This window comes from Neisseria subflava, assembly GCF_005221305.1.
In the GTDB taxonomy this organism is placed as follows: domain Bacteria; phylum Pseudomonadota; class Gammaproteobacteria; order Burkholderiales; family Neisseriaceae; genus Neisseria; species Neisseria subflava.
Genome location: NZ_CP039887.1, coordinates 1718831 through 1741058 on the forward strand (window position 1 = coordinate 1718831; position 22228 = coordinate 1741058).

A 22228-nucleotide genomic window follows, 5' to 3' on the forward strand; every position below is an offset into this window, starting at 1 on the left:
TCTACCGCAATCCCGAAAGGCCGTCTGAAAATGAGGAATCCCGAAAAATCGGCACTACGCAAACAGTTCCGCCGCGCACGCGCCCAAATGAGCGCCGACGAGCGAAACGCCGCCACCGAAACCATCAACCGCCTGCTCAAGCCCTACATCAAAAAAGGACGGAAAATCGGTGTGTATTGGCCGATAGGCAAGGAATTGCGTTTGGACGGCTTTGTCCGTGCCGCACAAAAACGCGGCGCCAAACTCTACCTGCCCTATATCGAACCGAACACGCGGCGGATGTGGTTCACCCCCTACCCTGCCGACGGCACCAAACAAGAACGCAAACGCGGCCGCGCCAAATTGAGCGTCCCCCAATTTACCGGCAAAAAAATCCGCGTCCACCAACTCAGCCTACTGATTGTCCCTATCGTCGGCATCGATAAACGCGGCTACCGCCTCGGACAGGCTGGCGGCTATTACGACGCCACCCTCTCCGCCATGAAATACCGCCTGCAAACCCAAACCCTGGGCGTAGGCTTCGGCTGCCAACTGACCGACACCCTGCCGACCGAACCCCACGACATTCCCCTAAACGGCTTTGTTTCCGAGCTTGGTGTATTGAAATTCAGACGGCCTCGATAGGATAATTATCGGTTTATTAAAATGATTAAAGGCCGTCTGAAACCTGATTTTGGAGTTTCAGACGGCATTTAATTTTATTGTGCTGCTTGCTCAAGACTAAGCACTCGGAAAGTTTCTTTCATGATGGAAAGAACCCCATCTATTCCACGAGGGAAAATATATGGATTTTCAAAAAAAACTTCATTTATATGCTTTTCCCAATATTCTTGATGCTGAGGTATTACAAATGTAAAACTTGTATCTTTAATATTACTATACATAATCAGCATCACAGCAATAACATCTGTAAAATTAATATGATAACTATTTAATGGGACGCTAGGTAAAGACTGAAGATTAAACAATCGAGCAAGATCTTTAGTATCAACGCGATGTTTATTAAAACCATCCATTAATTCAGGATAGAAACAGAAGATAAATACACCTGTAACACGCAATACAGCATATTCCCATCTAATATTACCGCTTAGCTTTTGACTTAAAGAGTGATATATACCTAAAAATCGGACTAATCTTTCTGTTTCTCTAAGCGATAAATTGTTCCGTTCAATCAAATTACTGATGAAATTCATGGTTATATCTTGTCCAATCAAACCTTTCAGCTCACTAGTTATACCGTTGCTCTGTATCAACTGTTTGAAATATTCAACTGAAACCAAATCCTGTTTTTCCTCAAACTGAGCTACAACTTTCTCTGGCAAGGCAAAGCTATATTTTAAAAACTTATCCAAATATTTTTGCGCGTCCACTTCCACGCCATACCGATGATTAATCGCCGCGCGCAGTTGCTTGGTATTCGTAACCAGCACGACTTTGACGTTTTCAATATCAAAGACGTGCTTGATAACTTCCAGCATATCAACCGCATAATCGGGACGGCAACGATCGAGTTCGTCGATAAACAGGATAATCGGTTTGTCCTCTGCCAATTCTGTCAGACAGGCTTTGAGCGTCTCCAGATTTTTTTCGGCTTCGATTTGTTCTTTCAATAAGGCTTCGACGGTTGCATCGATAGTGTAGTCAGTAATTTTGGCAGCAACATCGGTTACGGTTTCTGCTACATTTTTTGCTTCTTGTTCATCACTTGTAATCTGTTGAAATTCTTCTGCCAAATCATCCACACTTTGTTTTAGAAAATAGTGGGATAGCGCATTAGCCCCTGTTTTTATTCCGAATTTTACTAATTTCGATATTTCTCTTGTGAGACGTTTGCGTTCAGACTGCTGTCCATCAGTATCTTCAGGCGTACAGGATTTAATGATTTCGGCAAGCAATGCCAGTAAAGGCTCTCCGCTGTGGTCCGAACGGAAGGCGTCAATATAGATAGGCTGGTAATCGGGATGTTGCTGCTGCATGAGCCGAATCAGCTTTTGGCAAAATTCAGTTTTGCCTGTTCCCCAGCCGCCATCGATGACCATAGGGGAAAGGTCGATATCTGAGGTAAGCAGCCTGATGATGTTTTCGGCTATCGGCTTACGGTTAAATTCGTCGTGTGTGGCAAAAGTTTTTTCTAAAGCTTGAGTTTCCATATTATCCCTTTGTCTGTCATAGGTTTTGTGTAACGTATTTTACTCTGTCATCAGTTTTTATGTTTTTATTCTTTTAAAAATTATTAAAAAAGGCCGTCTGAAAGTTTCAGACGGCCTTTATTCGGATTAAACCTTACTTGGCATCTTTAAATCCGCGTTTCAAATGTACCATCAGCAATGCCACTGCCGCAGGCGTTACGCCGGAAATACGGCTGGCTTGGCCGACGGTTTCGGGTTTGTGCTGGTTGAGCTTTTGCTGTACTTCGGCCGACAAACCTTTGACTTTGCTGTAATCGATATCCTCGGGCAACTTTAAGGTTTCGATGTCGCGGCGGCTGTCGATTTCTTCGTTTTGGCGGTCGATATAGCCTTGGTATTTGACTTGGATTTCGACTTGTTCGACCACGCTGTCGGCAAGTGCGGTTTCAGGCTGTGCGTCGGGCAGGGTCATCAGCGCGGCGTAGTCGAGGTTGGGGCGGCGTAACAAATCGTGCAGGTTGGCTTCGCGGCTGAGTTTTTGTCCGAACACGCGGATTTGTTCGTCTTCGGCGAGTTTTTGCGGCGTGTACCACGTTGTTTTCAAACGTTGGATTTCGCGTTCGATGGCTTCGCGTTTTTCGTTAAACATGCGCCATTGCTCTTCACCCACCAAGCCGATTTTGTAGCCGTCTTCGGTCAGGCGCATATCGGCGTTGTCCTCCCTGAGTTGCAGGCGGTATTCGGCGCGGCTGGTGAACATGCGGTAAGGCTCATTCACGCCTTTGGTGATGAGGTCGTCCACCAATACGCCGAGGTAGGCTTGTTCGCGGCGCAGCAGGAGCGGGTCTTGTTCGCGGACGTATTGCACGGCATTCGCGCCTGCGAGTAGGCCTTGCGCGGCAGCTTCTTCGTAGCCGGTCGTACCGTTGATTTGTCCGGCGAAGAAGAGGCCTTGGATGGTTTTGGTTTCGAGGCTGGCTTTGAGGTTGCGCGGGTCGAAGTAGTCGTATTCGATGGCGTAGCCGGGGCGCAGGATATGGGCTTTTTCAAGGCCTTTCATGCTGCGCACGAGCGCGATTTGGATGTCGAACGGCAGGCTGGTGGAGATGCCGTTGGGGTAGTATTCGTGCGTGGTCAGGCCTTCGGGTTCGAGGAAAATCTGGTGGCTGTCTTTGTCGGCGAAGCGGTTGATTTTGTCTTCGATAGACGGACAATAACGCGGACCTACGCCTTCGATTTTGCCGGTAAACATCGGGCTGCGGTCGAAGCCTGAGCGGATGATGTCGTGGGTTTGCGTGTTGGTATGCGTAATCCAGCAGGACACTTGGCGTGGGTGCATATCGGCGTTGCCGCGTACAGACATTACGGGAACGGGTGTGTCGCCGGGCTGTTCGGTCAGTTGGGAGAAGTCAATCGTGCGTCCGTCAATACGCGGCGGCGTGCCGGTTTTCAGACGGCCTTGAGGCAGGTTCAATTCGCGTAAACGACCGCCCAAGGATTTGGCGGCTGGATCGCCGGCGCGGCCACCTTCGTAGTTTTCCAAACCGATGTGGATTTTGCCGGACAAAAACGTGCCTGCGGTCAACACGACGGCGCGTGCTTTAAACTCCACGCCCATTGCGGTCACCACGCCGCTGATGCGTTCACCGTCAAGCGTTACGTCTTCGACGGCTTGTTGGAAAAGGTCGAGGTTTTCTTGGTTTTCCAACATCTCGCGGATGGCGGCTTTATATAGGATACGGTCGGCCTGCGCGCGTGTGGCTCGTACTGCCGCGCCTTTGCTGGCATTCAAGCGGCGGAACTGGATACCGGATTTGTCGGTAGCCAACGCCATTGCGCCGCCTAATGCGTCGAGTTCGCGCACAAGATGGCCTTTGCCGATACCGCCGATGGAGGGATTGCACGACATTTGGCCGAGGGTTTCGATGTTATGCGAGAGCAGCAGGGTTTGCGCACCCATGCGTGCGGCGGCAAGCGCGGCTTCGGTACCGGCATGGCCGCCACCGACGACAATCACGTCGTAGGTTTTGGGGTAAATCATGTAAGTCATGTTTATGTGTTCTGTAAAGGTTTCAGACGGCCTTTTGTTGATCAGGCCGTCTGAAAAGTGGAATCAAATCTTAAAAACCAAGCTTAGAAGGTATAGCCTGTTTCCAATTCGTCATCGCCGACCAATTCGACCAGCAACGCATAAAGCGGCGCCAAATCATTGTAACGGCGCGATACGCGGCGCAAGTAGTTCAAGAAGCGCGGGATTTCAGGACGGTATTTGTCTTTGCCGTCGCGGTAGTACAGGCGGGCAAAAATACCGGCCACTTTCAAATGGCGTTGTACGCCCATCCATTCAAACCAGCGGTAGAACTCGTCAAACTCGGCAGGCACAGGCAGCTGGGCAGCGCGCGCTTTTTCCCAGTAACGGATGACCAAATCCAATACAAATTCTTCTTCCCATTCGATAAATGCATCGCGCAACAGCGACACCAAATCATAGGAAATCGGGCCGTAAAGCGCGTCTTGGAAGTCCAATACGCCCGGACGGCCTTTTGCCAGCATCAGGTTGCGGACGATAAAGTCGCGATGGACATACACTTTGGGCTGAGCCAATAAGGGCGGCAACAGCGTGTCGACGGTTTGCTGCCACAACTGACGTTGCTTGAAAGTCAGCTCGCGACCCAATTCTTTGGCCACAAACCATTCGGGGAACAAGTTAATCTCGCGCAGCATGACTTCGCGGTCGTATTCCGGCAGTTTACCGGGCTGGCTGGCCTTTTGCAGTTCGATCAGTTCGTCGATGGCTTCGAGCAGCAGGGCTTTGTGGGCGGTTTCGCTGTTTTCCTGATTCATGGCGGTCAGGAATGTGGTATTGCCCAAATCGTTCAATACCATAAAGCCCAACGCTTCATCCACATGAAGCACTTGCGGCACATTGACCATGTTAAACAGTTTTTGCACTTTCAAATAAGGAGCAACACTCATCTTCTCAGGAGGCGCATCCATACAGATAACGGTCTGGCCGTCTGAAAACGTCGCGCGGAAATAACGACGGAAGTCAGCATCGGCTGCCGCAAAGCTCAATTCGAACGGCTGGTTCGGGTAAACAGACTCCAGCCAGTTTTGTAATTCGGTTTGTCGTTGCATAGCGGTATCGCAGAATTTCAGGTTACAATAACCGCTATTCTAACTGGCAAACCGATTTAAGGGGCGATTTTGGCTCGTTTATTTTCACTCAAACCCTTGGTACTCGCCTTAATTATGAGCTTTGGCGCAACAGCCGTGCGCGCGGAAGATGCTTCTGTTCCGCAGGCGGAAGACTATACCCCTGCCCACACCTCCGCATCCAAACCGGCAAAAACCAGCCAAAGCGAAGCCGATCCGCTTTCTTTGGGCAGCACTTGCCTGTTTTGCGACCACGAAGATGCCAAGCTGGCCGAAACCGCCGAAATCAAACGCAGCGGCGAGCCTGCCCTGCCTGCCGATTACACCCGCGTCAACGCCGATAAAATAGAAGGTCAGACCCAAGTCGGCGTCCGTGCCGAAGGCGACGTCATTGTCGAGCGCAATGCCGACGTTCTCAACGCCGATTGGGCGCAATACGACCAAGCCACCGATACCGTTACCGCCGGTGACCGCTTTACCCTATATCAAAACGGTTCGACCGTATCCGGCGACCAATTGGTTTACAACCTCAAAGACCAAACCGGTTCCGGCACCGCCGTGCGCCTCAATACCGAACAAGGCGGCCGCCGCCTTCAAAGTGTCAGTGAAAAAGCCGAACTCAAAGGCAAAGGCCTCTACAAACTCATCAACACCAAATTCAACACCTGTTCGCCCGGCGATGCCAGCTGGTATATCCAAGCACAAAGCATTGAAGCCGATGAGTCGACAGGCATCGGCGTGGCCAAACACGCTTCGCTGGTATTCGGCGGCGTACCCGTCCTCTACACGCCTTGGGCGGACTTCCCCATCAACGGCAACCGCAAAAGCGGCCTGCTCGTTCCGACCATTGCCACAGGTTCAGACGGCCTTGAGCTGAGCCTGCCCTACTACTTCAACCTTGCGCCGAATTTGGATGCCACCATCCGCCCGGGCATCATCAGCAAACGCGGCGTGCAACTGGGCGGCCAAGTCCGTTATTTGCAACCGAATTACAGCGGCGAAGTCGATGGCGACTGGATGCCGAACGACCAAAAAAGCGTCCACAACAACCGCTATCAGTTCAAATGGAAACACCAGCAGCAGCTGAACAGCAAAATCAGCGGCGGCATCAACTACAACCAAGTTTCTGACGACGATTACTACCGCGACTTCTACGGCCGCGAAGACATCGCGCGCAACGTCAACCTCGACCGTCAGGCATGGCTCAATTACAGCGACAAACTGTTGGGCGGCAGCTTCGACGGCTCGTTGCGCGTACAAAAATATCAAACGCTGGCCAACCAAGACGGTTATAAAGACGAGCCTTATGCCATCATGCCCCGTCTGACCGGCCGTTGGCAAAGCCATATCGGCAAGGCTCAGCTTAACGTATTAGGCCAATTCACCCACTTTGACCACGATACCAAGCAAGACGGCAGCCGTGTAGTACTCTACCCAAGCGTCAAATGGGATTTCCACAACCAATGGGGCTACATCCGGCCTAAAGTCGGCGTACATGCCACTTATTACAGCCTCAACAGCTTCAACGGTCAAAGCGGCCGCAATGTCAGCCGCGTCCTGCCGATTATCAACGTCGACAGCGGCCTGACTTTCGAGCGCAGGGCTCGGCTCTTCGGCGGGGAATACCTGCAAACGCTTGAACCGCGCCTGTTTTACAACTACATTCCGACCAAGTCCCAAAACGACCTGCCTAATTTCGACAGCTCCGAAAACAGCTTTACCTATTCGCAGCTGTTCCGCGAAAACCTGTATTCGGGCAACGACCGCATCAATTCGGCCAACAGCCTGACGCTGGCCACACAAAGCCGTATCCTCAACCCCAATACCGGTGCAGAACTCTTCCGTGCAGGTATCGGCCAGAAGTTTTATTTCAAAAAAGACAACGTCCTGCCTGACGGCAACGTCAGCAATTATCCGCGCAGCCAATCCGACTGGGTAGCCTTTGCACACGGCAACCTTACTCCGAGTACCCGCATTGATTTGGACATCCACTACAACCAAAACCTAAGCCGTGCCGAGAGCTACGCCGCAGGGATTACCTACAACCCCGAACCCGGCAAAGTCTTAAGCGCGCGCTACAAATACGGACGCAACGAACGCATCTATCTGCAAGCCAACGGCGACTATTTCTACGACAGGCTCAGCCAAATCGACCTTGCCGCCCAATGGCCGTTGAGTAAAAACCTGTACGCCGTTGCCCGTTACAACTACGAAATCGAAGCCAAAAAACCGCTGGAAATGCTCATCGGTGCAGAATACAAAAGCAACTGTGGCTGCTGGAGCGCAAGCTTGGTCGGCCAACGCTATGTTACCGGCGAAAACAGCCACAAAAACGCCGTATTCTTCAACCTCCAACTCAAAGACTTGAGCAATATCGGCAACAACCCATTCGAAAAACTCCGCTTAGCCATCCCCGGTTACAGCAAAACCAACGAGGTAGTCAAACAATGAACTTCAAACCCCTGATTCTCGTCGCCGCACTCACTCTCGCAGTAGGCGCACACGCCGCTCCTAAAGCCAAAGCGACCAAAGCGCGCGCAGCTAAAGCAGCTGCCGTCAGCGCCACCACCATGCCTGCCGTACAAAGCGGCGTACATCTTTCAGACGGCATTGCCGCGGTTGTCGACAACGAAGTCATTACCCACCGCCAAGTAGCACAAGCCGTAGCGCAAGCGCGTCAAACCATGCCTAAAGGCACACAAATGGACGACAACGAGCTGCGCCAACAAGTTTTGGCACAAATGATCAATCAATCCCTGATCCTCCAAGCAGGCAAACGCCGCAACATCCAAGCGACCGATAGCGAGATCGAAGCCGTTATCGCACATAACCCCAACATCAAAAATCCGTCTGCCGCTGTCCGTCAAGACATCGCCGACAGCATTATTGTTGAAAAAGTGCGTCAACAGGCCATCATGCAAAACAGCCGCGTGAGCGACTCCGAAGTGGCACGCTACATCGAGCAGGCCAAACAACAAGGCGTAACCCTGCCTGAAGCAGACCCTGTGCGCCAATACCATGCCCAACACATCCTCATTAAAGCCGACAACGACAATGCCGCCGTCGGCGCAGAAAGCACCATCCGCAAAATCTACTCACAGGCCCGCAGCGGCGCAGATTTCGGCGGTTTGGCACGCCAATACTCTCAAGACAGCAGTGCCGGCAATGGCGGCGATTTGGGCTGGTTTGCCGACGGCATGATGGTTGCCCCGTTTGAAGAAGCCGTCCACAAACTCAAACCCGGCCAAATCAGCGCCCCTGTCCGCACCCAATTCGGCTGGCACATCATCAAGCTGAACGACGTCCGCGAAGCAGGTACGCCTGAAGAGCGCCAACAAAACGCCGTCCGCCAATACCTGTCCCAACAAAAAGCACAACAGGCGACCACCAACCTCCTGCGCGAACTGCACAGCAGCTCATACGTTGACGTACGCTAATCGCGCGTATTGTTAAAAAGGCAGAAATCCGTACAATAAGGCCGTCTGAAATCCATTGTTCAGACGGCCTTTTCTCCTTTTCCTCACGCAACCCATTGATTAAAGCACCCCATCATGCCCATCTGTCCCAACTGGCAAACCGCCACCCTGCTGCAAGCCGAAGAAACCTCCGTTACCTCCGCCCACACCGGCCGCACCTACCGCATTCAAGCCGCGGTACTCGGCGAGCGTCCGGCTGGCGGCTATCCCGTACTGTATATTCTTGACGGAGATGCCTTTTTCCCCTCCATCCTCAATATGGCGCAATCCCTGCTCATCAACCCCATCACCAAAAGCCATGCCGCCTGTCTGATTGTCGGTATCGGCTACACCGGCGGCACCATCCGCGACTTAAGCCAACGCGCACTCGACTACACGCCGCCGCTGCCCGACAACGCGCCCGAATCCGAACGCAAACAATACGGCCAAGCCGACCGCTTCAGCCGCTTTATCGATGACGAACTCTCCGCCCTGCTCGACAGCAAATACCGCATCGATACCCAAAACCAAGCCATCTTCGGCCATTCGTTCGGCGCACTGTACGGCCTCTATTCCCTGTTCACCCGTCCCGAACGATTCCGCCATTATTTGCTGGTTTCGCCGTCTATCTGGTGGCAAGACCGCCGCGTACTTGATTGGCTGCCCGACACTTTGCCGCAAGGAATCGGCATCCGCCTCGGCGCAGGCGAGCATGAAGGCAGAAACAACCGTCCCGACCAAACCAGCCGCGGCATGGTCGCACAAGCCAAAATCCTTGCCGGCACTTTGCACCACCTCGGCGCAGATGTCCGCTTCACCCTCTACCCCAACGCCAATCACGGCAACGCCCCGTTTTACGCCCTGACCGACTGCATCGAATATTTGCGCAACGCATGGCAGCGTTGAAGCAGGTTTGCCAAACATCGAGGCCGTCTGAAACGCAAACTTAGAAGCGTATTGAACCTATTGGATCAATTTTAAACCCTCTAAAATCCAATTATAAAAAGGCCGTCTGAAATCTATTGTTCAGACGGCCTTTGATATACGGTTTGCCAATCAGCCATTATCCCTGCTTTTTCCATTCCAAAGCCAAATCATACAGCGCCTTTTTATTCTCGCCGGTAATCTTGGCGGCAAGTTCGGCGGCTTGTTTGGTCGGCAACTCGGCCGCAAGGATTTTCATGGTATTTTGCGCCGCATCGGGCAAATCGCTGTGTTTCTCTTTCACCGCAGGGTGCAACACCAGTACCATCTCGCCACGCGTTTGGTTGCTGTCGTTTTTAAGGGCGGCTTGAATTTCGGCAACCGTGCCGCTGAGGAAGGTTTCAAACGTTTTGGTGATTTCGCGCGCCAAAGTCAAACGGCGTTCGGGGAACTGCGCGGCCATATCTGCAAGGCTTGCTTCGATACGGTGCGGCGTTTCAAACATCACAATCGGAAAATCGGCTTCCACCCATTTGGTCAACAGCTTTTGGCGCTCGCCGGCCTTAGGCGGCAGGAAACCGTTGAAGTAAAAATCGGATTCCGTCACCCCGGCCACGCTCAACGCCCCCATGACCGCGCTTGCGCCGACCACAGGCACCACTTTAAATCCGGCTTCGCGCACGCGGGCGGCAAGTTTCGCACCGGGATCGCAAACCGCAGGCGTGCCCGCATCCGAAACTTGGGCGACGCTCAGGCCGTCTGAAAGATGGGCGATGATTTTATCGGCCATTTGCTGCTCGTTGTGTTCGCGCACGCTCACGAGTTTGCCCTGAATGCCGTACGCACTCAAAAGCTGGGCGGTAACACGGGTGTCCTCGGCGCAGATAATGTCGGCCTTTTGCAGAACGGCCAACGCGCGCAGCGTTATGTCGGCTAAATTGCCGATGGGTGTGGCGACAACGTATAATGTCTGTTTTTCGATGCTGTCGACGGCTTTTTGCAGGTGTTTTGTGTACATAGATTCAAGGCCGTCTGAAACGGCGTCTCTTTAAAAACAATGATTATATAACGGGTAAACTTTTCATGCGCTTAAACCACAAACAGGGGGCGGCGGCCGAAGATGCGGCATTGGCATTCCTGCTGGGCAAAGGCTGCTCGCTGCTGGCGCGGAACTGGCATTGCGCCTACGGCGAAATCGATTTAATCGTCAAAAACGGCGGTACGATTGTGTTTGTTGAAGTAAAATACCGCAAAAACCGAGGTTTCGGTGGTGCCGCATACAGCATCTCGCCGTCCAAATTATTGAAATTGCAACGAAGTGTAGAGTATTATCTGCAAAAGCACGGGTTAAACCATGCGCCCTGCCGCCTGGATGCGGTACTGATTGAGGGCGACGGCCAACCCGAATGGATTCAAAATATTACAGGTTAACCTCATGACAACATTACAAGAACGCGTTTCCGCGCATTTTGCCGAGAGCATCCGCGCCAAGCAAGAAGCCGAAAAAGTACTGGTCGAGCCGACCGTACAGGCTGCCGAGCTGATGCTGCAATGCCTGATGAACGACGGCAAAATTCTGGCCTGCGGCAACGGCGGTTCGGCTGCCGACGCGCAGCACTTCGCCGCAGAAATGACCGGCCGTTTTGAAAAAGAACGCATGGAATTGGCCGCTGTCGCGCTGACGACAGACACTTCCGCCCTGACCGCCATCGGCAACGACTACGGTTTCGACCATGTATTCAGCAAACAAGTGCGTGCACTCGGACGTGCCGGCGACGTATTGGTCGGCATCTCCACTTCCGGCAATTCAGCCAACGTCATCGAAGCCATCAAAGCGGCACACGAACGCGACATGCACGTCATCGCCATGACCGGCCGCGACGGCGGAAAAATCGCCGCCATGCTCAAAGATACCGATGTTTTGCTCAACGTCCCTTATCCGCGCACTGCCCGCATTCAGGAAAACCATATTTTGCTGATTCACGCCATGTGCGACTGCATCGACTCCGTCCTGCTTGAAGGCATGTAACCCTTTCTTTTCAGACGGCCCATCCCTTAAAGGCCGTCTGAACACCCAACCGTCCATACCCAAGGAAAAGGATATGAAGAATATCAAACGCTACGCCCTCCCCGTTCTGACTGCGACCCTCTTAAGCCTGAGTCTAAGCGGCTGCGTCGGCGCACTGATCGGCGGTGCAGCCGTCGGCACCAAATCCGCCGTCGACCGCCGCACCACCGGCGCGCAAACCGACGACAACGTTATGGCATTGCGCGTCGAGACCACCGCACGCTCCTACCTGCGCCAAAACAACCAAGTCCAAGGCTACAAGCCCAAACTGAACGTGGTCGGCTACAACCGCCACCTGCTCCTGCTCGGCCAAGTGGCTACCGAAGGCGAAAAACAATTTGTTGAACGCATCGCCCGTTCCGAACAAGCCGCAGAAGGCGTGTACAACTACATCACCGTTGCCTCACAAGCGCGTTCGCTCGGCGACGTGACCAACGATACTTGGGGTACATCCAAAGTCCGCGCCTCCCTGTTGGGCCTCAGCCCGGCCACCCAAGCACGCGTCAAAATCGTGACTTACGGCAACGTGACCTATGTGATGGGCATCCTCACGCCTGACGAGCAAGCCCGCGTGACCCAAAAAGTCAGCACGACCGTCGGCGTACAAAAAGTCGTGACCCTCTATCAAAACTACGTTGCCAACTGATTCACAGCCAACCCGGGGCCGTCTGAATATTCAGACGGCCATTCCTCCAACGATTACCCGACCCATCATGTCCAAGAATAATAAAACCCCTTTCCAACTTAAGCCCAAACACCTAATCCGCGCTTTATTCCTTGTCAGCTTTATCGCCGTCGCAGCCCTGGTTGCCGGCGTATTCAGCACCCTACACTCCGGCAAAACCGATGTACCCGAAAAAAGCCCTGCCGAACAAACCGACACACGCATTGAAGTTTGGCGCCCCAACGGCGCAGTCGAACCTGAAACCGTTCAGCCTGCCAAGGACGGCGACGCAAAAACTGCCTCCGGCAATCCTGTCGTCCCACAAAATGAAAAAGGTGAAAAAGCGGAAGAAGGTGTAAAAAACGACCACGCCGCTGCACACCGCGGCAAACGCACAGAAAACAAACGCACTGAAGCCGACAAATCAGAAAACACACCATCCAACAACAGCAGCCCTGCCGCTCAAAACAAACCTAAAGCAGACAGCCAGCCGGTAGAAAACAAAGCCGCAAGCAACAAACCTGCCGCACAAGCGGTAGAAAACAAACCGGAAAAAGCCAAAGCCCCCGAGTCCAAACCGACTCCGAAAGCCGAGCCTGGGGCAAAACCACAAGCCAAACCGCGCAATAAAGACAATCTCGACAACCTGTTTTAAACAGACGGCACACCCGTCCCGTTCAGACGGCCTCCATGCCGTCTGAAACAAGAAGGAAACCTCATGAACGAAGTCATCATCAAAACCCCCGAAGAAATCGAAAAAATGCGCGAACTCGGCCGCTTGGTCGCCGAAGCCCTCGATTACATCGGCCAATTCGTCAAACCCGGCGTCACCACCAACGAAATCGACAAACTCGTTTACGACTACCACGTCAACGTTCAAGGCGGTTATCCAGCTCCCCTCAACTACGGCAACCCGCCCTACCCGAAATCCTGTTGCACCTCCGTCAACCACGTCATCTGCCATGGCATTCCCGACGACAAGCCGCTGAAAGAAGGCGACATCGTCAACATCGACCTGACCATTAAAAAAGACGGTTTCCACGGTGACTCCAGCCGTATGTTTACCGTCGGCAAAGTCTCCCCGATTGCCCAACGCCTGATCGACGTGACCCACGCCTCCATGATGGCGGGTATAGAAGCGGTCAAACCCGGCGCCACCCTCGGCGACGTCGGCTATGCCTGCCAACAAGTTGCCGAAAATGCCGGCTACTCCGTCGTGCAGGAATTCTGCGGACACGGCATCGGCCGCGGCTTCCACGAAGCACCTCAAGTAGTCCACTACGGCCGCAAAGGTGAGGGCCTCGTCCTCAAACCGGGCATGATTTTTACCATCGAGCCGATGATCAACCAAGGCAAACGCCATCTGCGCATCCTGAACGACGGTTGGACAGTGGTTACCAAAGACCGCTCCCTCTCCGCCCAATGGGAACACGAAGTTTTGGTTACCGAAACCGGCTACGAAATCCTCACCATCAGCCCTGCCAGCGGTAAGCCTTAACCTTGAAAAAACCTTCAGGCCATCTGAAAATATAGATTCAGACGACCTGAAGTTTATTCGCATTCTCAATCTAGAAAACCGAATAAAAACTCGAAATTAAGTTTTCACCCAAATTGAATTGTTTAATTATGTAAAAATTTGCTTACGCCATATTTAAGATAAGCGCATAATTTAATGATTTATATAATGAAAATTTACTGAAATAATGAATTAAGAAATATTTACATAAATTATGGCAGACAGCGGAAAACTTCTTTCGAATATACTGTCTAATTATCTAGATCAGTCATTTGCAATACGCCCACATATCACCCCAAAAGCCTACAGGAAAGGGATGCCGGCATTCTTGCAGACCCATTTTTATGCCTAGAGGCATGCAACAAATACCACAATAAGGAAGATTCATGAAATCGTTCGAAAAAATTGAAAACATCCGCGATATCCGTAAAAAACTCGGCCTGAACCAAATGGACTTCTGGAGCCGCATTGGTGTGACTCAATCCGGCGGTTCCCGTTACGAATCTGGCCGCAATATGCCTAAACCTGTACGCGAATTGCTGCGTTTGGTACACATCGAGCGCGTAGATTTGGCTAAAGTTAACCGTGACGACTTGGCCGTTGCTTCCCTGCTGAAAAACCGCGACCCTGAGTTGTACGCTTCTCTGAAAAGAGAAGCCAAAGCCGACAAAGGTAAATAATCAAGCTATTCAAAAGGCCGTCTGAAACTCGTTTTCAGACGGCCTTTTTACTTTCTACACCCTAAGGGCATGTCTGCATACATGCCCTTTTCCATTTACGGCTGATACTGTTTGAAATAGTCCAACACGATTTGTGGCAGCCATTGCAGATTCAGACGGCCTTGATCGCGGCTGACAAAACCGACATGCCCGCCGTATGCCGGTTGCAGCAGCGTAACGGCCGAGGACACGTCCCGCCCGGTCGGCAGGGCTTCTGGCGGCAGGAAAGGGTCATTGACGGCATTGAGCAGCAGTAACGGCGTACCCACGCCTTTCAGAAACGGTTTGCAGGAATTACGGCGGTAGTAATCGTGGCGGTCGGCAAAACCGTGTAGCGGCGCGGTAAAGCGGTCGTCAAAGTCGCCAAGCGTTTTGCAGTTTTGCTGGCTTAAGGCCGTCTGAAACTGAGGAATCGCCTGGGCTTTCGGCAACAGCGAATTTAAAAAATAGCGCGTGTAAATCAAGCGCGTCATGCCCTGATCAAATCGCGTACCGGCCGCTACGGCATCAACCGGCGCGGAAACGACGGCAGATGCGCGTGGAACGGCATTGCTGCCCTGCTCACCCAAATATTTGGCCAGGGCATTGCCCCCCAAAGAAACGCCGACGGCGTAGATGGTTGAGTAGCGTTGTGCCAGCGTGTTGAGCATAAAGGCGATTTCGGGCGTATCGCCGAGGTGGTAGAACACGGGCGCGGTGTTTTCTATGCCGCCGCAACTGCGGAAATGGGCAACCACGCCGTTCCAACCGCGCTGCTGTACGGCTTTCATCAATTCGACCGCGTAATGGCTCTCGCTGCTGCCTTCCAGTCCGTGGAACAAAACCACCAACGGCGCATCAGGATCGGCGCTGTCGACAAAATCGTAGGCAACTTGGGTTTTGCCGGTACTGTCGGGCAGAAGCTCGCGACGGTAGTCGGGCACCTTGCCTTGCAGCAGCTTGGCAAACAGAGTATCGGCATGGCCGTTTCTGAGCCAATAAGGCGTGTTGGGTGAACGTGTATTCATGATTTATTTCTTCTATTTTTCAGACGGCCTGAAGATGATCATATACACCAGCAATGCAGTCAGCGTGCCGTTTGTCCAGCCTGCCCAAACGTCGGTGGGATAATGCACGCCCAAATAAATGCGTGAAAACCCGGTCAGCAGGGCAAAGGAAATGCCGCCTACCCAAGCAGCACGGCGGTAGCGCGTGCGACGGCAAAGCAATATCAACATGACGGCAATGGCGGCGGAAAACGTACTGTGGCCGCTGGGAAAGGAAAAATTGCTCTCTTCAATCAGGCGCGGCCAAAGCAGCGGACGTTCGCGGGCAAACCATACCTTCACAATCAGCATGTTCAAAGTCGGCACCAATGCCGCCAACACGCAAAACAGCGCTTCGCGCTTCTTATCGGCAAAATACAGGGCGGCGGCAACCGCGCCGATCAGCGGCACGGCAATCGCGGTTTTGCCCAGATAGTGCAACACGGTGGCAATCGGGTCAAACCATGTTCCCGCGTGGGCATGGACGGCGTGCATCAGCGGCGGTTCAAAAGCGAAGCCGCCATATTGTGCCAGCCAAATGCCGATGATGAGGGTAGGCGGTAAAAACAACAAAGAGGCAAAAGTCAGTGCGCGTCTGGATTGGGCTGGGGATAAATGCATTATTCCACCGTTTCTTTCAAAGTCGCGCCAATCGCCTGCAAACCCTGCAACGCATCTTCCCACGCCGCATCCAGCAAGCGGCAGGCCTCGCCTTCCGCTTTAATGCCGAACTCGATATGCGGCGGAATATAACGGCCGTCTGAATCGGTACGGCCCACGGTTGGCAGGCTGTACGAACGGATACCAGCGTAGGTACGCTCAAGATGTTCCATAATCGGCGTAATGCGCGATTCGGGTTGGTCGAACACATACACGCTGCGGCTGCCGCGTTCGGTTTGGTTAAAGCGGTCGGCGTAATAAGTTTCCAATACCCATTCCACCATCGGGTGCGCCATCACGGGGAAACCGGGGAAGAAATAATGCTCGCGGATGGAAAATCCGGCGATGTTGTTAAACGGATTGGGCACCAATTCCGCGCCTTCGGGAAAATCCGCCATCTTCAGGCGTTGGGCGTGTTCCGGCGAATCGAGCGATTCGCCGCGTTTCTGGGTCACGCCCTCGATAAACTTGGCGGCTTCAGGATGGCGGACGACAGGCAAATCCAAAGCGGCCGCTGCGGCTTGGCGCGTGTGGTCGTCAGGCGTAGAACCGATACCGCCGGTAACAAAAGTCGGTAGGCCGTCTGAAAAACTGCGGCGCAGTTGTTTGACCAGCAAATCGGGTTCGTCTGGCAGATATTGCACCTGATTGAGCTTCAGCCCGTGCGATTCCAATAAAGCTTTAAAAAAGGAGAAATGCTTGTCTTGACGGCTGCCGTGCAGGATTTCGTCGCCGATGATGATGAGGTTAAAAGCGTTCATGATGAGGTTTCTTTAATACGGCCCTCCGAACATTCAGACGGCCTAATTGCTGACAATGTATTCCATTTATAAGATAATGGTTTCAACTTTTCAAGTCTGGAGGAATCCCAATGAGCCAAAACCATACCATTTTACAAAATCTCCCCATCGGTCAAAAAGTCGGCATCGCCTTCTCCGGTGGTCTTGATACCTCTGCCGCACTGCTGTGGATGAAACTCAAAGGCGCACTGCCTTACGCCTACACCGCCAACCTAGGCCAACCTGACGAAGACGACTACAACGCCATTCCCAAAAAAGCGATGGAATACGGTGCGGAAAACGCCCGCCTGATCGACTGCCGCGCGCAGCTGGCACATGAAGGCATTGCCGCCATCCAATGCGGCGCGTTCCACGTTTCCACCGGTGGCATCGCCTACTTCAACACCACGCCTCTGGGCCGCGCCGTTACCGGCACAATGCTCGTTTCCGCCATGAAAGAAGACGACGTCAACATCTGGGGCGACGGCAGCACCTACAAAGGCAACGACATCGAGCGTTTCTACCGCTACGGCTTGTTGACCAATCCTGCGCTGAAAATCTACAAACCTTGGCTCGACCAACAATTTATCGACGAACTCGGCGGCCGTCACGAAATGAGCGAATTTCTGATTGCCAACGGCTTCAACTACAAAATGTCGGTTGAAAAAGCCTATTCCACCGATTCCAATATGCTCGGCGCAACGCATGAAGCCAAAGACTTGGAGTTCCTCAATAGCGGCATCAAAATTGTCAAGCCCATCATGGGCGTTGCCTTCTGGGACGAAAGCGTCGAAGTCAAACCCGAAGAAGTCAGCGTACGCTTTGAAGAAGGCGTCCCCGTTGCACTGAACGGCAAAGAATACGCCGACCCTGTCGAACTCTTCCTCGAAGCCAACCGCATCGGCGGACGCCACGGCTTGGGCATGAGCGACCAAATCGAAAACCGCATCATCGAAGCCAAATCGCGCGGCATCTACGAAGCCCCGGGCATGGCGTTGTTCCACATCGCCTACGAACGCTTGGTAACCGGCATCCACAACGAAGACACCATCGAGCAATACCGCATCAACGGCCTGCGCCTCGGCCGCCTGCTCTACCAAGGCCGCTGGTTCGACAGCCAAGCCCTCATGTTGCGCGAAACCGCCCAACGCTGGGTCGCCAAAGCCATCACCGGCGAAGTAACCCTCGAACTGCGCCGCGGCAACGACTACTCGATTCTGAACACCGAGTCGCCCAACCTGACCTACCAACCGGAACGCCTGAGCATGGAAAAAGTCGAAGACGCAGCGTTCACACCGCTCGACCGCATCGGCCAGCTTACCATGCGCAACCTCGACATCACCGACACCCGCGCCAAACTGGGTATCTACTCGCAAAGCGGTTTGTTGTCGCTGGGCGAAGGTTCGGTATTGCCGCAGTTGGGTAATAAGAAATAAAGCAACCCTGCCATTTGGGACCGTTTCAAACGGGAAAGGTCGTCTGAAATTTAGTTTTCAGACGACCTTTCTATTTTTCCTCAGATTAGATGGATATTTTATGTTTAATTTTGTAAATCAACATCTTAGGTAAAGGCAACCTCGCACCGACCTCCGCCATGGATCAAGTACAAAACTTTGTACTCGGCGGCATCATCAGCGACGTGATTTACAGCGACAGCATCGGCCTGTTGCAATTTTTCCCCGTACTGATTTTGTGGACGCTATTGGTATTGAGCCTGAAATTCATCAAAAACCACAACCGCTGGGTCAAATCCGTGATTGACGGCAAATCCGTTTGGATCATCGTCAACGGCAAAGTACAAGCAGAAGAATGTATGAAAAACGGCATCAGCGTGCATGACCTCATGTTCAAACTCCGCGCCGCCGGCATCTATGAAATCTCTTCGGTCAAACGCGCCGTCATGGAGCAAAACGTCCAGTTCACCGTCATTCAGTACGGCGACGAAAGCCTACGCTATCCGCTGATTACAGACGGCCAAGTCGACCCCGACATCCTCGAAATCATTAAGCGTGATGAAGCGTGGCTGCAACAAGAGCTTGACCGCCTCCACCTTGAAGCCTCGCAAGTCTATATCGGCGAATACATAGACGGAAAATTGGTGGCACACCGTTATCCTTCTTAATTTGAAAATAGCAGGCCGTCTGAAACTTCGGTTTCAGACGGCCTTTTTGCATTTAGCTCAAACACTGATTTTTTAATCGCGGTATTCAAACCTTACGCCCAAAAATTGAGCCAGCGCAGAGACGTGGGAATGTCGGGGGTCTTTGACGGCGGTCAGCAACAGGATATTGCCGTGTTGCCGCTCCAAATCCAGCAGCTGCTTGATGGCGACCTGCTCGGTATCACCATGTAACTCTTCGTGATAACGGCTGACAAAACCGTCGAAATTTTGAGCCGGATTTTCGTGATACCAGCGGCGCAGGTTTGCACTGGGTGTAATGTCTTTCAGCCAAAGCGCCGTGGCGAAAACCTCTTTGCGGACGCCGCGCGGATAGAGGCGGTCGATAAAGACGGCGGTCTGCTCGGTATTGGGCTGATAAGCGTAAATGCGTTGTACGGTAAACATTATATCTACCTTCAAATCGATTCAGGCCGTCTGAAAATTCAGACAGCCTGATGTTCTTAGGGTTTAAAACAGTTTTTTGACTTCAGCTTCGATATCATCGGCTCGCATAAAGGTTTCGCCGATCAAGAAAGTATGCACGCCGTGGCTGCGCATGAAATCGACATCTTCTTTGTTACGGATGCCGCTTTCGGTTACAACGGTTTTGCCGTTCAATTCAGGCAAGAGGTCGAGGGTTTGTTGCAGGATCACTTCAAACGTACGCAGGTTGCGGTTGTTAACACCCCACAACGGTGTGGTCATGTTGCGGCATTTTTCCAGCTCGGACGCATCGTGCAACTCCAACAATACAGTCATGCCCAATTCGTGGGCAACGGCTTCAAAACGCTCAAGCTGCCCGGCTTCCAAGGCGGCGGCAATCAGAAGAACCGCATCCGCCCCCCACGCGCGCGCCTGATAGATTTGGTATTCGTCGATGATGAAATCTTTACGCAAGACCGGCAACGCCACAGCCGCACGCGCTTGTTTCAAATACTCGGGCGAGCCTTGGAAATAAGGTTCGTCCGTCAATACGGACAAACAGGCCGCGCAGGATTTTTCATAGGCAACGGCGATTTCGGCAGGATGAAAATCAGGACGGATCAGGCCTTTGCTCGGGCTGGCTTTTTTGACTTCGGCAATAATGGCAGGCAGATTCTGCGCGTGTTTTTCACGGATTGAGCCGATAAAGCTGCGAACCGGCGCAGCAGCCTGTGCTTGGGCTTTGATGTCTTCCAAGGAAACGGCGGCTTTTTGGGCAGCCACTTCTTCTGCTTTGGTGGCAAGGATTTTGTTGAGAATATCGGTCATGGCGTTTTTCTATTGGGGCTGATTTTCGGGTTTGAATCGTGCAACATGCTGCCGCAGATTAGATTTCAGACGGCCTGAATGCCGCTATTTTAATGGTTTGAAAAAAGGCGGGCAAGAATGCCCGCCTTTGTGTCTGCTTCAATTTAGTGATGAATGCCCAAAACGGTCGCGTTGTGGCTGATGATTTCGTCCGCCAAAGTCGGATTGTCGTTCAGCTTGATACCGTAGCCGGGCACCAATTCTTTCAGACGGCCAGACCATGATTCGGCATGATCTGGGAAGCATTGGTTGATCAGCTTAATCATCAAAGGCACGGCGGTTGATGCGCCTGGGGACGCGCCCAGCAATGCGGCCAGCGAACCGTCGGCATGAGCGACGATTTCGGTACCAAATTGGAGTATGCCGCCTTTTTTCGGGTCTTTTTTGATGATTTGTACACGCTGACCGGCGGTAATCAGTTCCCAATCGTCAGGATTGGCTTCCGGATAATACTCTAAGAGCGAATTAAAGCGTTCTTCTTTGGTTTTACGCAATTCGCCCAAGAGATATTTGGTCAGCGGCATATTAGCCCAACCGGCGCGGAGCATAGGATAGAGGTTGTCCATTTGGATGGACATCGGCAAATCCATAAGCGAGCCTTGTTTGAGGAAGTTGGGGCGGAAGCCTGCATACGGGCCGAACATCAAATGGCGTTGGCCGTTCACGTTGCGGGTATCCAAGTGCGGAACGGACATAGGAGGCGCACCAACGGAAGCTTGACCGTACACTTTGGCATTGTGTTGGGCAACGGTTTCAGGGTTGCTGTTGCGGAAGAACAGGCCGGAAACCGGGAAGCCGCCGTAGCCTTTGCCTTCCGGAATACCGGATTTTTGCAGCAGGGTCAGTGCGCCGCCGCCCGCGCCGAGGAACACGAAACGGCTGCGGAGGGTCAAATGGTCTTCATGGTTTTCGGTGTTGCAGGTTTTGAGTACCCACGCGCCGTCAGATTCGCGTTTGATGTCTTCAACATGGCGGTTGAATTCCATTTTCACGCCTTTTTCGCGCAGATATTGCACCATTTGACGGGTCAAGTTACCGAAATCAACGTCCGTACCTTCGGCGGAGTAGTTGGCGGCAATGGGTTGGCTTTCATCACGACCGTTGACAACCAGCGGCGCCCATTCGGCGATTTTGGCGCGGTCGGTAGAAAACTCCATTTTTTCAAAGAGTTTTTGGTTTTTGAACACGTCGAAACGTTTTTGCAGATAACTGCAATGGTCGGCGTTCATCACCAGCGACATATGGGGGACGGAATTGATGAAAGTGCGGTCGGTCAGTTTGCCTTCTTCGACCAAAGTCGCCCAAAATTGGCGGCTGATATGGAATTGTTCGGCAATATTGAGGGCGCGGGTCGGATCGATCGTGCCGTCGGCAGTCAGGGGCGCATAGTTCAATTCACACAGCGCAGAGTGTCCCGTACCGGCATTGTTCCATGCATTTGATGATTCCAACGCTACATCTTCCAAGCGTTCGATCAGGGTGATTTCCCAAGATGGTTCGAGTTCTTTGAGCAATACGCCCAAAGTGGCGCTCATAATGCCGCCGCCTACTAATACGACATCGGTTGCTTCAGCCATGGTTTTACTCCTACTAAAGTCAGGCATGGTTTGCCTTGTGGTTATCTATCATTATAAACAACTGATTTCAGAGGAATTATTTTTTGGTTTTGTTGTGTGTGA

Annotated in this window: 22 protein-coding genes; 12 read left to right on the forward strand and 10 right to left on the reverse strand. The window is 52.6% G+C overall.

Going from position 1 to position 22228, the window contains the following annotated elements:
* Window positions 1-30 precede the first annotated feature (30 nt).
* Window positions 31-624: a 5-formyltetrahydrofolate cyclo-ligase gene (locus tag FAH66_RS08365; protein WP_137041294.1), complete on the forward strand. Its 594-nt coding sequence runs from the start codon at window positions 31-33 to the stop codon at window positions 622-624.
* Window positions 625-698: 74 nt separating this feature from the next.
* Here the strand turns inward: FAH66_RS08365 and FAH66_RS08370 are convergent, their stop codons facing one another.
* The 3 genes from FAH66_RS08370 to amgK all read right to left on the reverse strand — a co-directional run bounded on the left by FAH66_RS08370 (window position 699) and on the right by amgK (window position 5270).
* On the reverse strand, window positions 699-2153 hold the full coding sequence (locus FAH66_RS08370; protein WP_137041295.1) for a KAP family P-loop NTPase fold protein: 1455 nt from the start codon (window positions 2151-2153) through the stop codon (window positions 699-701).
* A 133-nt stretch (window positions 2154-2286) separates the two neighbouring features.
* Window positions 2287-4182, reverse strand: coding sequence for a tRNA uridine-5-carboxymethylaminomethyl(34) synthesis enzyme MnmG (mnmG, locus tag FAH66_RS08375; RefSeq protein WP_137041296.1), 1896 nt, complete (start codon window positions 4180-4182; stop codon window positions 2287-2289).
* Between the two features lie 83 nt (window positions 4183-4265).
* On the reverse strand, window positions 4266-5270 hold the full coding sequence (gene amgK, locus FAH66_RS08380; protein WP_004520257.1) for an N-acetylmuramate/N-acetylglucosamine kinase AmgK: 1005 nt from the start codon (window positions 5268-5270) through the stop codon (window positions 4266-4268).
* 69 nt (window positions 5271-5339) lie between these two features.
* Between amgK and FAH66_RS08385 the strand changes: the two genes are divergently transcribed.
* The 3 genes from FAH66_RS08385 (at window position 5340) to FAH66_RS08395 (ending at window position 9649) form a co-directional block, all read left to right on the forward strand.
* Window positions 5340-7739, forward strand: coding sequence for an LPS-assembly protein LptD (locus FAH66_RS08385; RefSeq protein WP_372512713.1), 2400 nt, complete (start codon window positions 5340-5342; stop codon window positions 7737-7739).
* Window positions 7736-8725 (forward strand): peptidylprolyl isomerase, encoded by a 990-nt coding sequence (locus FAH66_RS08390; RefSeq protein ID WP_137041297.1) that lies wholly within the window; start codon window positions 7736-7738, stop codon window positions 8723-8725. Before FAH66_RS08385 ends, FAH66_RS08390 begins: the two co-directional genes overlap by 4 nt.
* Window positions 8726-8839: 114 nt before the next feature.
* On the forward strand, window positions 8840-9649 hold the full coding sequence (locus FAH66_RS08395) for an alpha/beta hydrolase (protein ID WP_137041298.1): 810 nt from the start codon (window positions 8840-8842) through the stop codon (window positions 9647-9649).
* 157 nt (window positions 9650-9806) lie between these two features.
* On the opposite strand, the gene rsmI is transcribed toward FAH66_RS08395, so the two are convergent.
* A complete protein-coding gene (gene rsmI, locus FAH66_RS08400; RefSeq protein WP_137041299.1) occupies window positions 9807-10685 on the reverse strand; it encodes a 16S rRNA (cytidine(1402)-2'-O)-methyltransferase in 879 nt (292 codons plus the stop codon).
* Between the two features lie 65 nt (window positions 10686-10750).
* Here rsmI and FAH66_RS08405 point away from each other — a divergent pair, with 65 nt between their 5' ends.
* The 6 genes from FAH66_RS08405 (at window position 10751) to FAH66_RS08430 (ending at window position 14595) form a co-directional block, all read left to right on the forward strand.
* Window positions 10751-11098: a YraN family protein gene (locus FAH66_RS08405; RefSeq protein WP_003680646.1), complete on the forward strand. Its 348-nt coding sequence runs from the start codon at window positions 10751-10753 to the stop codon at window positions 11096-11098.
* A 4-nt stretch (window positions 11099-11102) separates the two neighbouring features.
* A complete protein-coding gene (locus tag FAH66_RS08410; RefSeq protein ID WP_003680645.1) occupies window positions 11103-11696 on the forward strand; it encodes a phosphoheptose isomerase in 594 nt (197 codons plus the stop codon).
* Between the two features lie 73 nt (window positions 11697-11769).
* Complete coding sequence (locus FAH66_RS08415; protein WP_137041300.1) at window positions 11770-12381, forward strand: BON domain-containing protein; 612 nt, start codon at window positions 11770-11772, stop codon at window positions 12379-12381.
* 67 nt (window positions 12382-12448) lie between these two features.
* The gene (locus tag FAH66_RS08420) at window positions 12449-13054 is read left to right on the forward strand and encodes a prolipoprotein diacylglyceryl transferase (protein WP_137041301.1); all 606 of its coding nucleotides are present in this window, start codon (window positions 12449-12451) and stop codon (window positions 13052-13054) included.
* 63 nt (window positions 13055-13117) lie between these two features.
* A complete protein-coding gene (gene map, locus FAH66_RS08425; protein WP_003683983.1) occupies window positions 13118-13897 on the forward strand; it encodes a type I methionyl aminopeptidase in 780 nt (259 codons plus the stop codon).
* A 404-nt stretch (window positions 13898-14301) separates the two neighbouring features.
* A complete protein-coding gene (locus FAH66_RS08430) occupies window positions 14302-14595 on the forward strand; it encodes a helix-turn-helix domain-containing protein (RefSeq protein ID WP_049352669.1) in 294 nt (97 codons plus the stop codon).
* A gap of 95 nt (window positions 14596-14690) precedes the next feature.
* On the opposite strand, the gene FAH66_RS08435 is transcribed toward FAH66_RS08430, so the two are convergent.
* Genes FAH66_RS08435 through FAH66_RS08445 form a run of 3 tightly spaced genes read right to left on the reverse strand, consistent with a single transcriptional unit; the run spans window position 14691 to window position 17080 of the window.
* Window positions 14691-15641 carry a YheT family hydrolase gene (locus FAH66_RS08435; RefSeq protein WP_137041302.1) on the reverse strand — a complete coding sequence of 317 codons (951 nt, stop codon included), beginning with the start codon at window positions 15639-15641 and terminating at the stop codon, window positions 14691-14693.
* A gap of 12 nt (window positions 15642-15653) precedes the next feature.
* Complete coding sequence (locus FAH66_RS08440) at window positions 15654-16280, reverse strand: phosphatase PAP2 family protein (RefSeq protein ID WP_137041303.1); 627 nt, start codon at window positions 16278-16280, stop codon at window positions 15654-15656.
* Window positions 16280-17080 carry a competence/damage-inducible protein A gene (locus tag FAH66_RS08445; RefSeq protein ID WP_137041304.1) on the reverse strand — a complete coding sequence of 267 codons (801 nt, stop codon included), beginning with the start codon at window positions 17078-17080 and terminating at the stop codon, window positions 16280-16282. Before FAH66_RS08445 ends, FAH66_RS08440 begins: the two co-directional genes overlap by 1 nt.
* Window positions 17081-17190: 110 nt before the next feature.
* Between FAH66_RS08445 and argG the strand changes: the two genes are divergently transcribed.
* Window positions 17191-18534: an argininosuccinate synthase gene (gene argG / locus FAH66_RS08450; protein ID WP_137041305.1), complete on the forward strand. Its 1344-nt coding sequence runs from the start codon at window positions 17191-17193 to the stop codon at window positions 18532-18534.
* Window positions 18535-18692: 158 nt separating this feature from the next.
* A complete protein-coding gene (locus tag FAH66_RS08455; protein WP_244284927.1) occupies window positions 18693-19220 on the forward strand; it encodes a DUF421 domain-containing protein in 528 nt (175 codons plus the stop codon).
* A gap of 72 nt (window positions 19221-19292) precedes the next feature.
* On the opposite strand, the gene FAH66_RS08460 is transcribed toward FAH66_RS08455, so the two are convergent.
* The 3 genes from FAH66_RS08460 to FAH66_RS08470 form a co-directional block, all read right to left on the reverse strand.
* Window positions 19293-19664 carry a DUF488 domain-containing protein gene (locus FAH66_RS08460; protein WP_137041306.1) on the reverse strand — a complete coding sequence of 124 codons (372 nt, stop codon included), beginning with the start codon at window positions 19662-19664 and terminating at the stop codon, window positions 19293-19295.
* 63 nt (window positions 19665-19727) lie between these two features.
* The gene (trpC, locus tag FAH66_RS08465) at window positions 19728-20510 is read right to left on the reverse strand and encodes an indole-3-glycerol phosphate synthase TrpC (protein ID WP_137041307.1); all 783 of its coding nucleotides are present in this window, start codon (window positions 20508-20510) and stop codon (window positions 19728-19730) included.
* 143 nt (window positions 20511-20653) lie between these two features.
* Window positions 20654-22126: a malate:quinone oxidoreductase gene (locus FAH66_RS08470; protein WP_137041308.1), complete on the reverse strand. Its 1473-nt coding sequence runs from the start codon at window positions 22124-22126 to the stop codon at window positions 20654-20656.
* Between the last annotated feature and the right edge of the window lie 102 nt (window positions 22127-22228).

What these genes read in the sequence shown, in the direction of transcription:
- FAH66_RS08440 (WP_137041303.1), bottom strand. Translation starts at nt 16,280, where the DNA reads ATGCATTTATCCCCAGCCCAATCCAGACGCGCACTGACTTTTGCCTCT.
- FAH66_RS08410 (WP_003680645.1), top strand. Translation starts at nt 11,103, where the DNA reads ATGACAACATTACAAGAACGCGTTTCCGCGCATTTTGCCGAGAGCATC.
- FAH66_RS08455 (WP_244284927.1), top strand. Translation starts at nt 18,693, where the DNA reads ATGGATCAAGTACAAAACTTTGTACTCGGCGGCATCATCAGCGACGTG.
- FAH66_RS08420 (WP_137041301.1), top strand. Translation starts at nt 12,449, where the DNA reads ATGTCCAAGAATAATAAAACCCCTTTCCAACTTAAGCCCAAACACCTA.
- FAH66_RS08445 (WP_137041304.1), bottom strand. Translation starts at nt 17,080, where the DNA reads ATGAACGCTTTTAACCTCATCATCATCGGCGACGAAATCCTGCACGGC.
- FAH66_RS08470 (WP_137041308.1), bottom strand. Translation starts at nt 22,126, where the DNA reads ATGGCTGAAGCAACCGATGTCGTATTAGTAGGCGGCGGCATTATGAGC.
- FAH66_RS08395 (WP_137041298.1), top strand. Translation starts at nt 8,840, where the DNA reads ATGCCCATCTGTCCCAACTGGCAAACCGCCACCCTGCTGCAAGCCGAA.
- trpC (WP_137041307.1), bottom strand. Translation starts at nt 20,510, where the DNA reads ATGACCGATATTCTCAACAAAATCCTTGCCACCAAAGCAGAAGAAGTG.
- FAH66_RS08415 (WP_137041300.1), top strand. Translation starts at nt 11,770, where the DNA reads ATGAAGAATATCAAACGCTACGCCCTCCCCGTTCTGACTGCGACCCTC.
- FAH66_RS08370 (WP_137041295.1), bottom strand. Translation starts at nt 2,153, where the DNA reads ATGGAAACTCAAGCTTTAGAAAAAACTTTTGCCACACACGACGAATTT.
- FAH66_RS08460 (WP_137041306.1), bottom strand. Translation starts at nt 19,664, where the DNA reads ATGTTTACCGTACAACGCATTTACGCTTATCAGCCCAATACCGAGCAG.
- mnmG (WP_137041296.1), bottom strand. Translation starts at nt 4,182, where the DNA reads ATGACTTACATGATTTACCCCAAAACCTACGACGTGATTGTCGTCGGT.
- rsmI (WP_137041299.1), bottom strand. Translation starts at nt 10,685, where the DNA reads ATGTACACAAAACACCTGCAAAAAGCCGTCGACAGCATCGAAAAACAG.
- amgK (WP_004520257.1), bottom strand. Translation starts at nt 5,270, where the DNA reads ATGCAACGACAAACCGAATTACAAAACTGGCTGGAGTCTGTTTACCCG.
- map (WP_003683983.1), top strand. Translation starts at nt 13,118, where the DNA reads ATGAACGAAGTCATCATCAAAACCCCCGAAGAAATCGAAAAAATGCGC.
- argG (WP_137041305.1), top strand. Translation starts at nt 17,191, where the DNA reads ATGAGCCAAAACCATACCATTTTACAAAATCTCCCCATCGGTCAAAAA.
- FAH66_RS08390 (WP_137041297.1), top strand. Translation starts at nt 7,736, where the DNA reads ATGAACTTCAAACCCCTGATTCTCGTCGCCGCACTCACTCTCGCAGTA.
- FAH66_RS08365 (WP_137041294.1), top strand. Translation starts at nt 31, where the DNA reads ATGAGGAATCCCGAAAAATCGGCACTACGCAAACAGTTCCGCCGCGCA.
- FAH66_RS08405 (WP_003680646.1), top strand. Translation starts at nt 10,751, where the DNA reads ATGCGCTTAAACCACAAACAGGGGGCGGCGGCCGAAGATGCGGCATTG.
- FAH66_RS08430 (WP_049352669.1), top strand. Translation starts at nt 14,302, where the DNA reads ATGAAATCGTTCGAAAAAATTGAAAACATCCGCGATATCCGTAAAAAA.
- FAH66_RS08435 (WP_137041302.1), bottom strand. Translation starts at nt 15,641, where the DNA reads ATGAATACACGTTCACCCAACACGCCTTATTGGCTCAGAAACGGCCAT.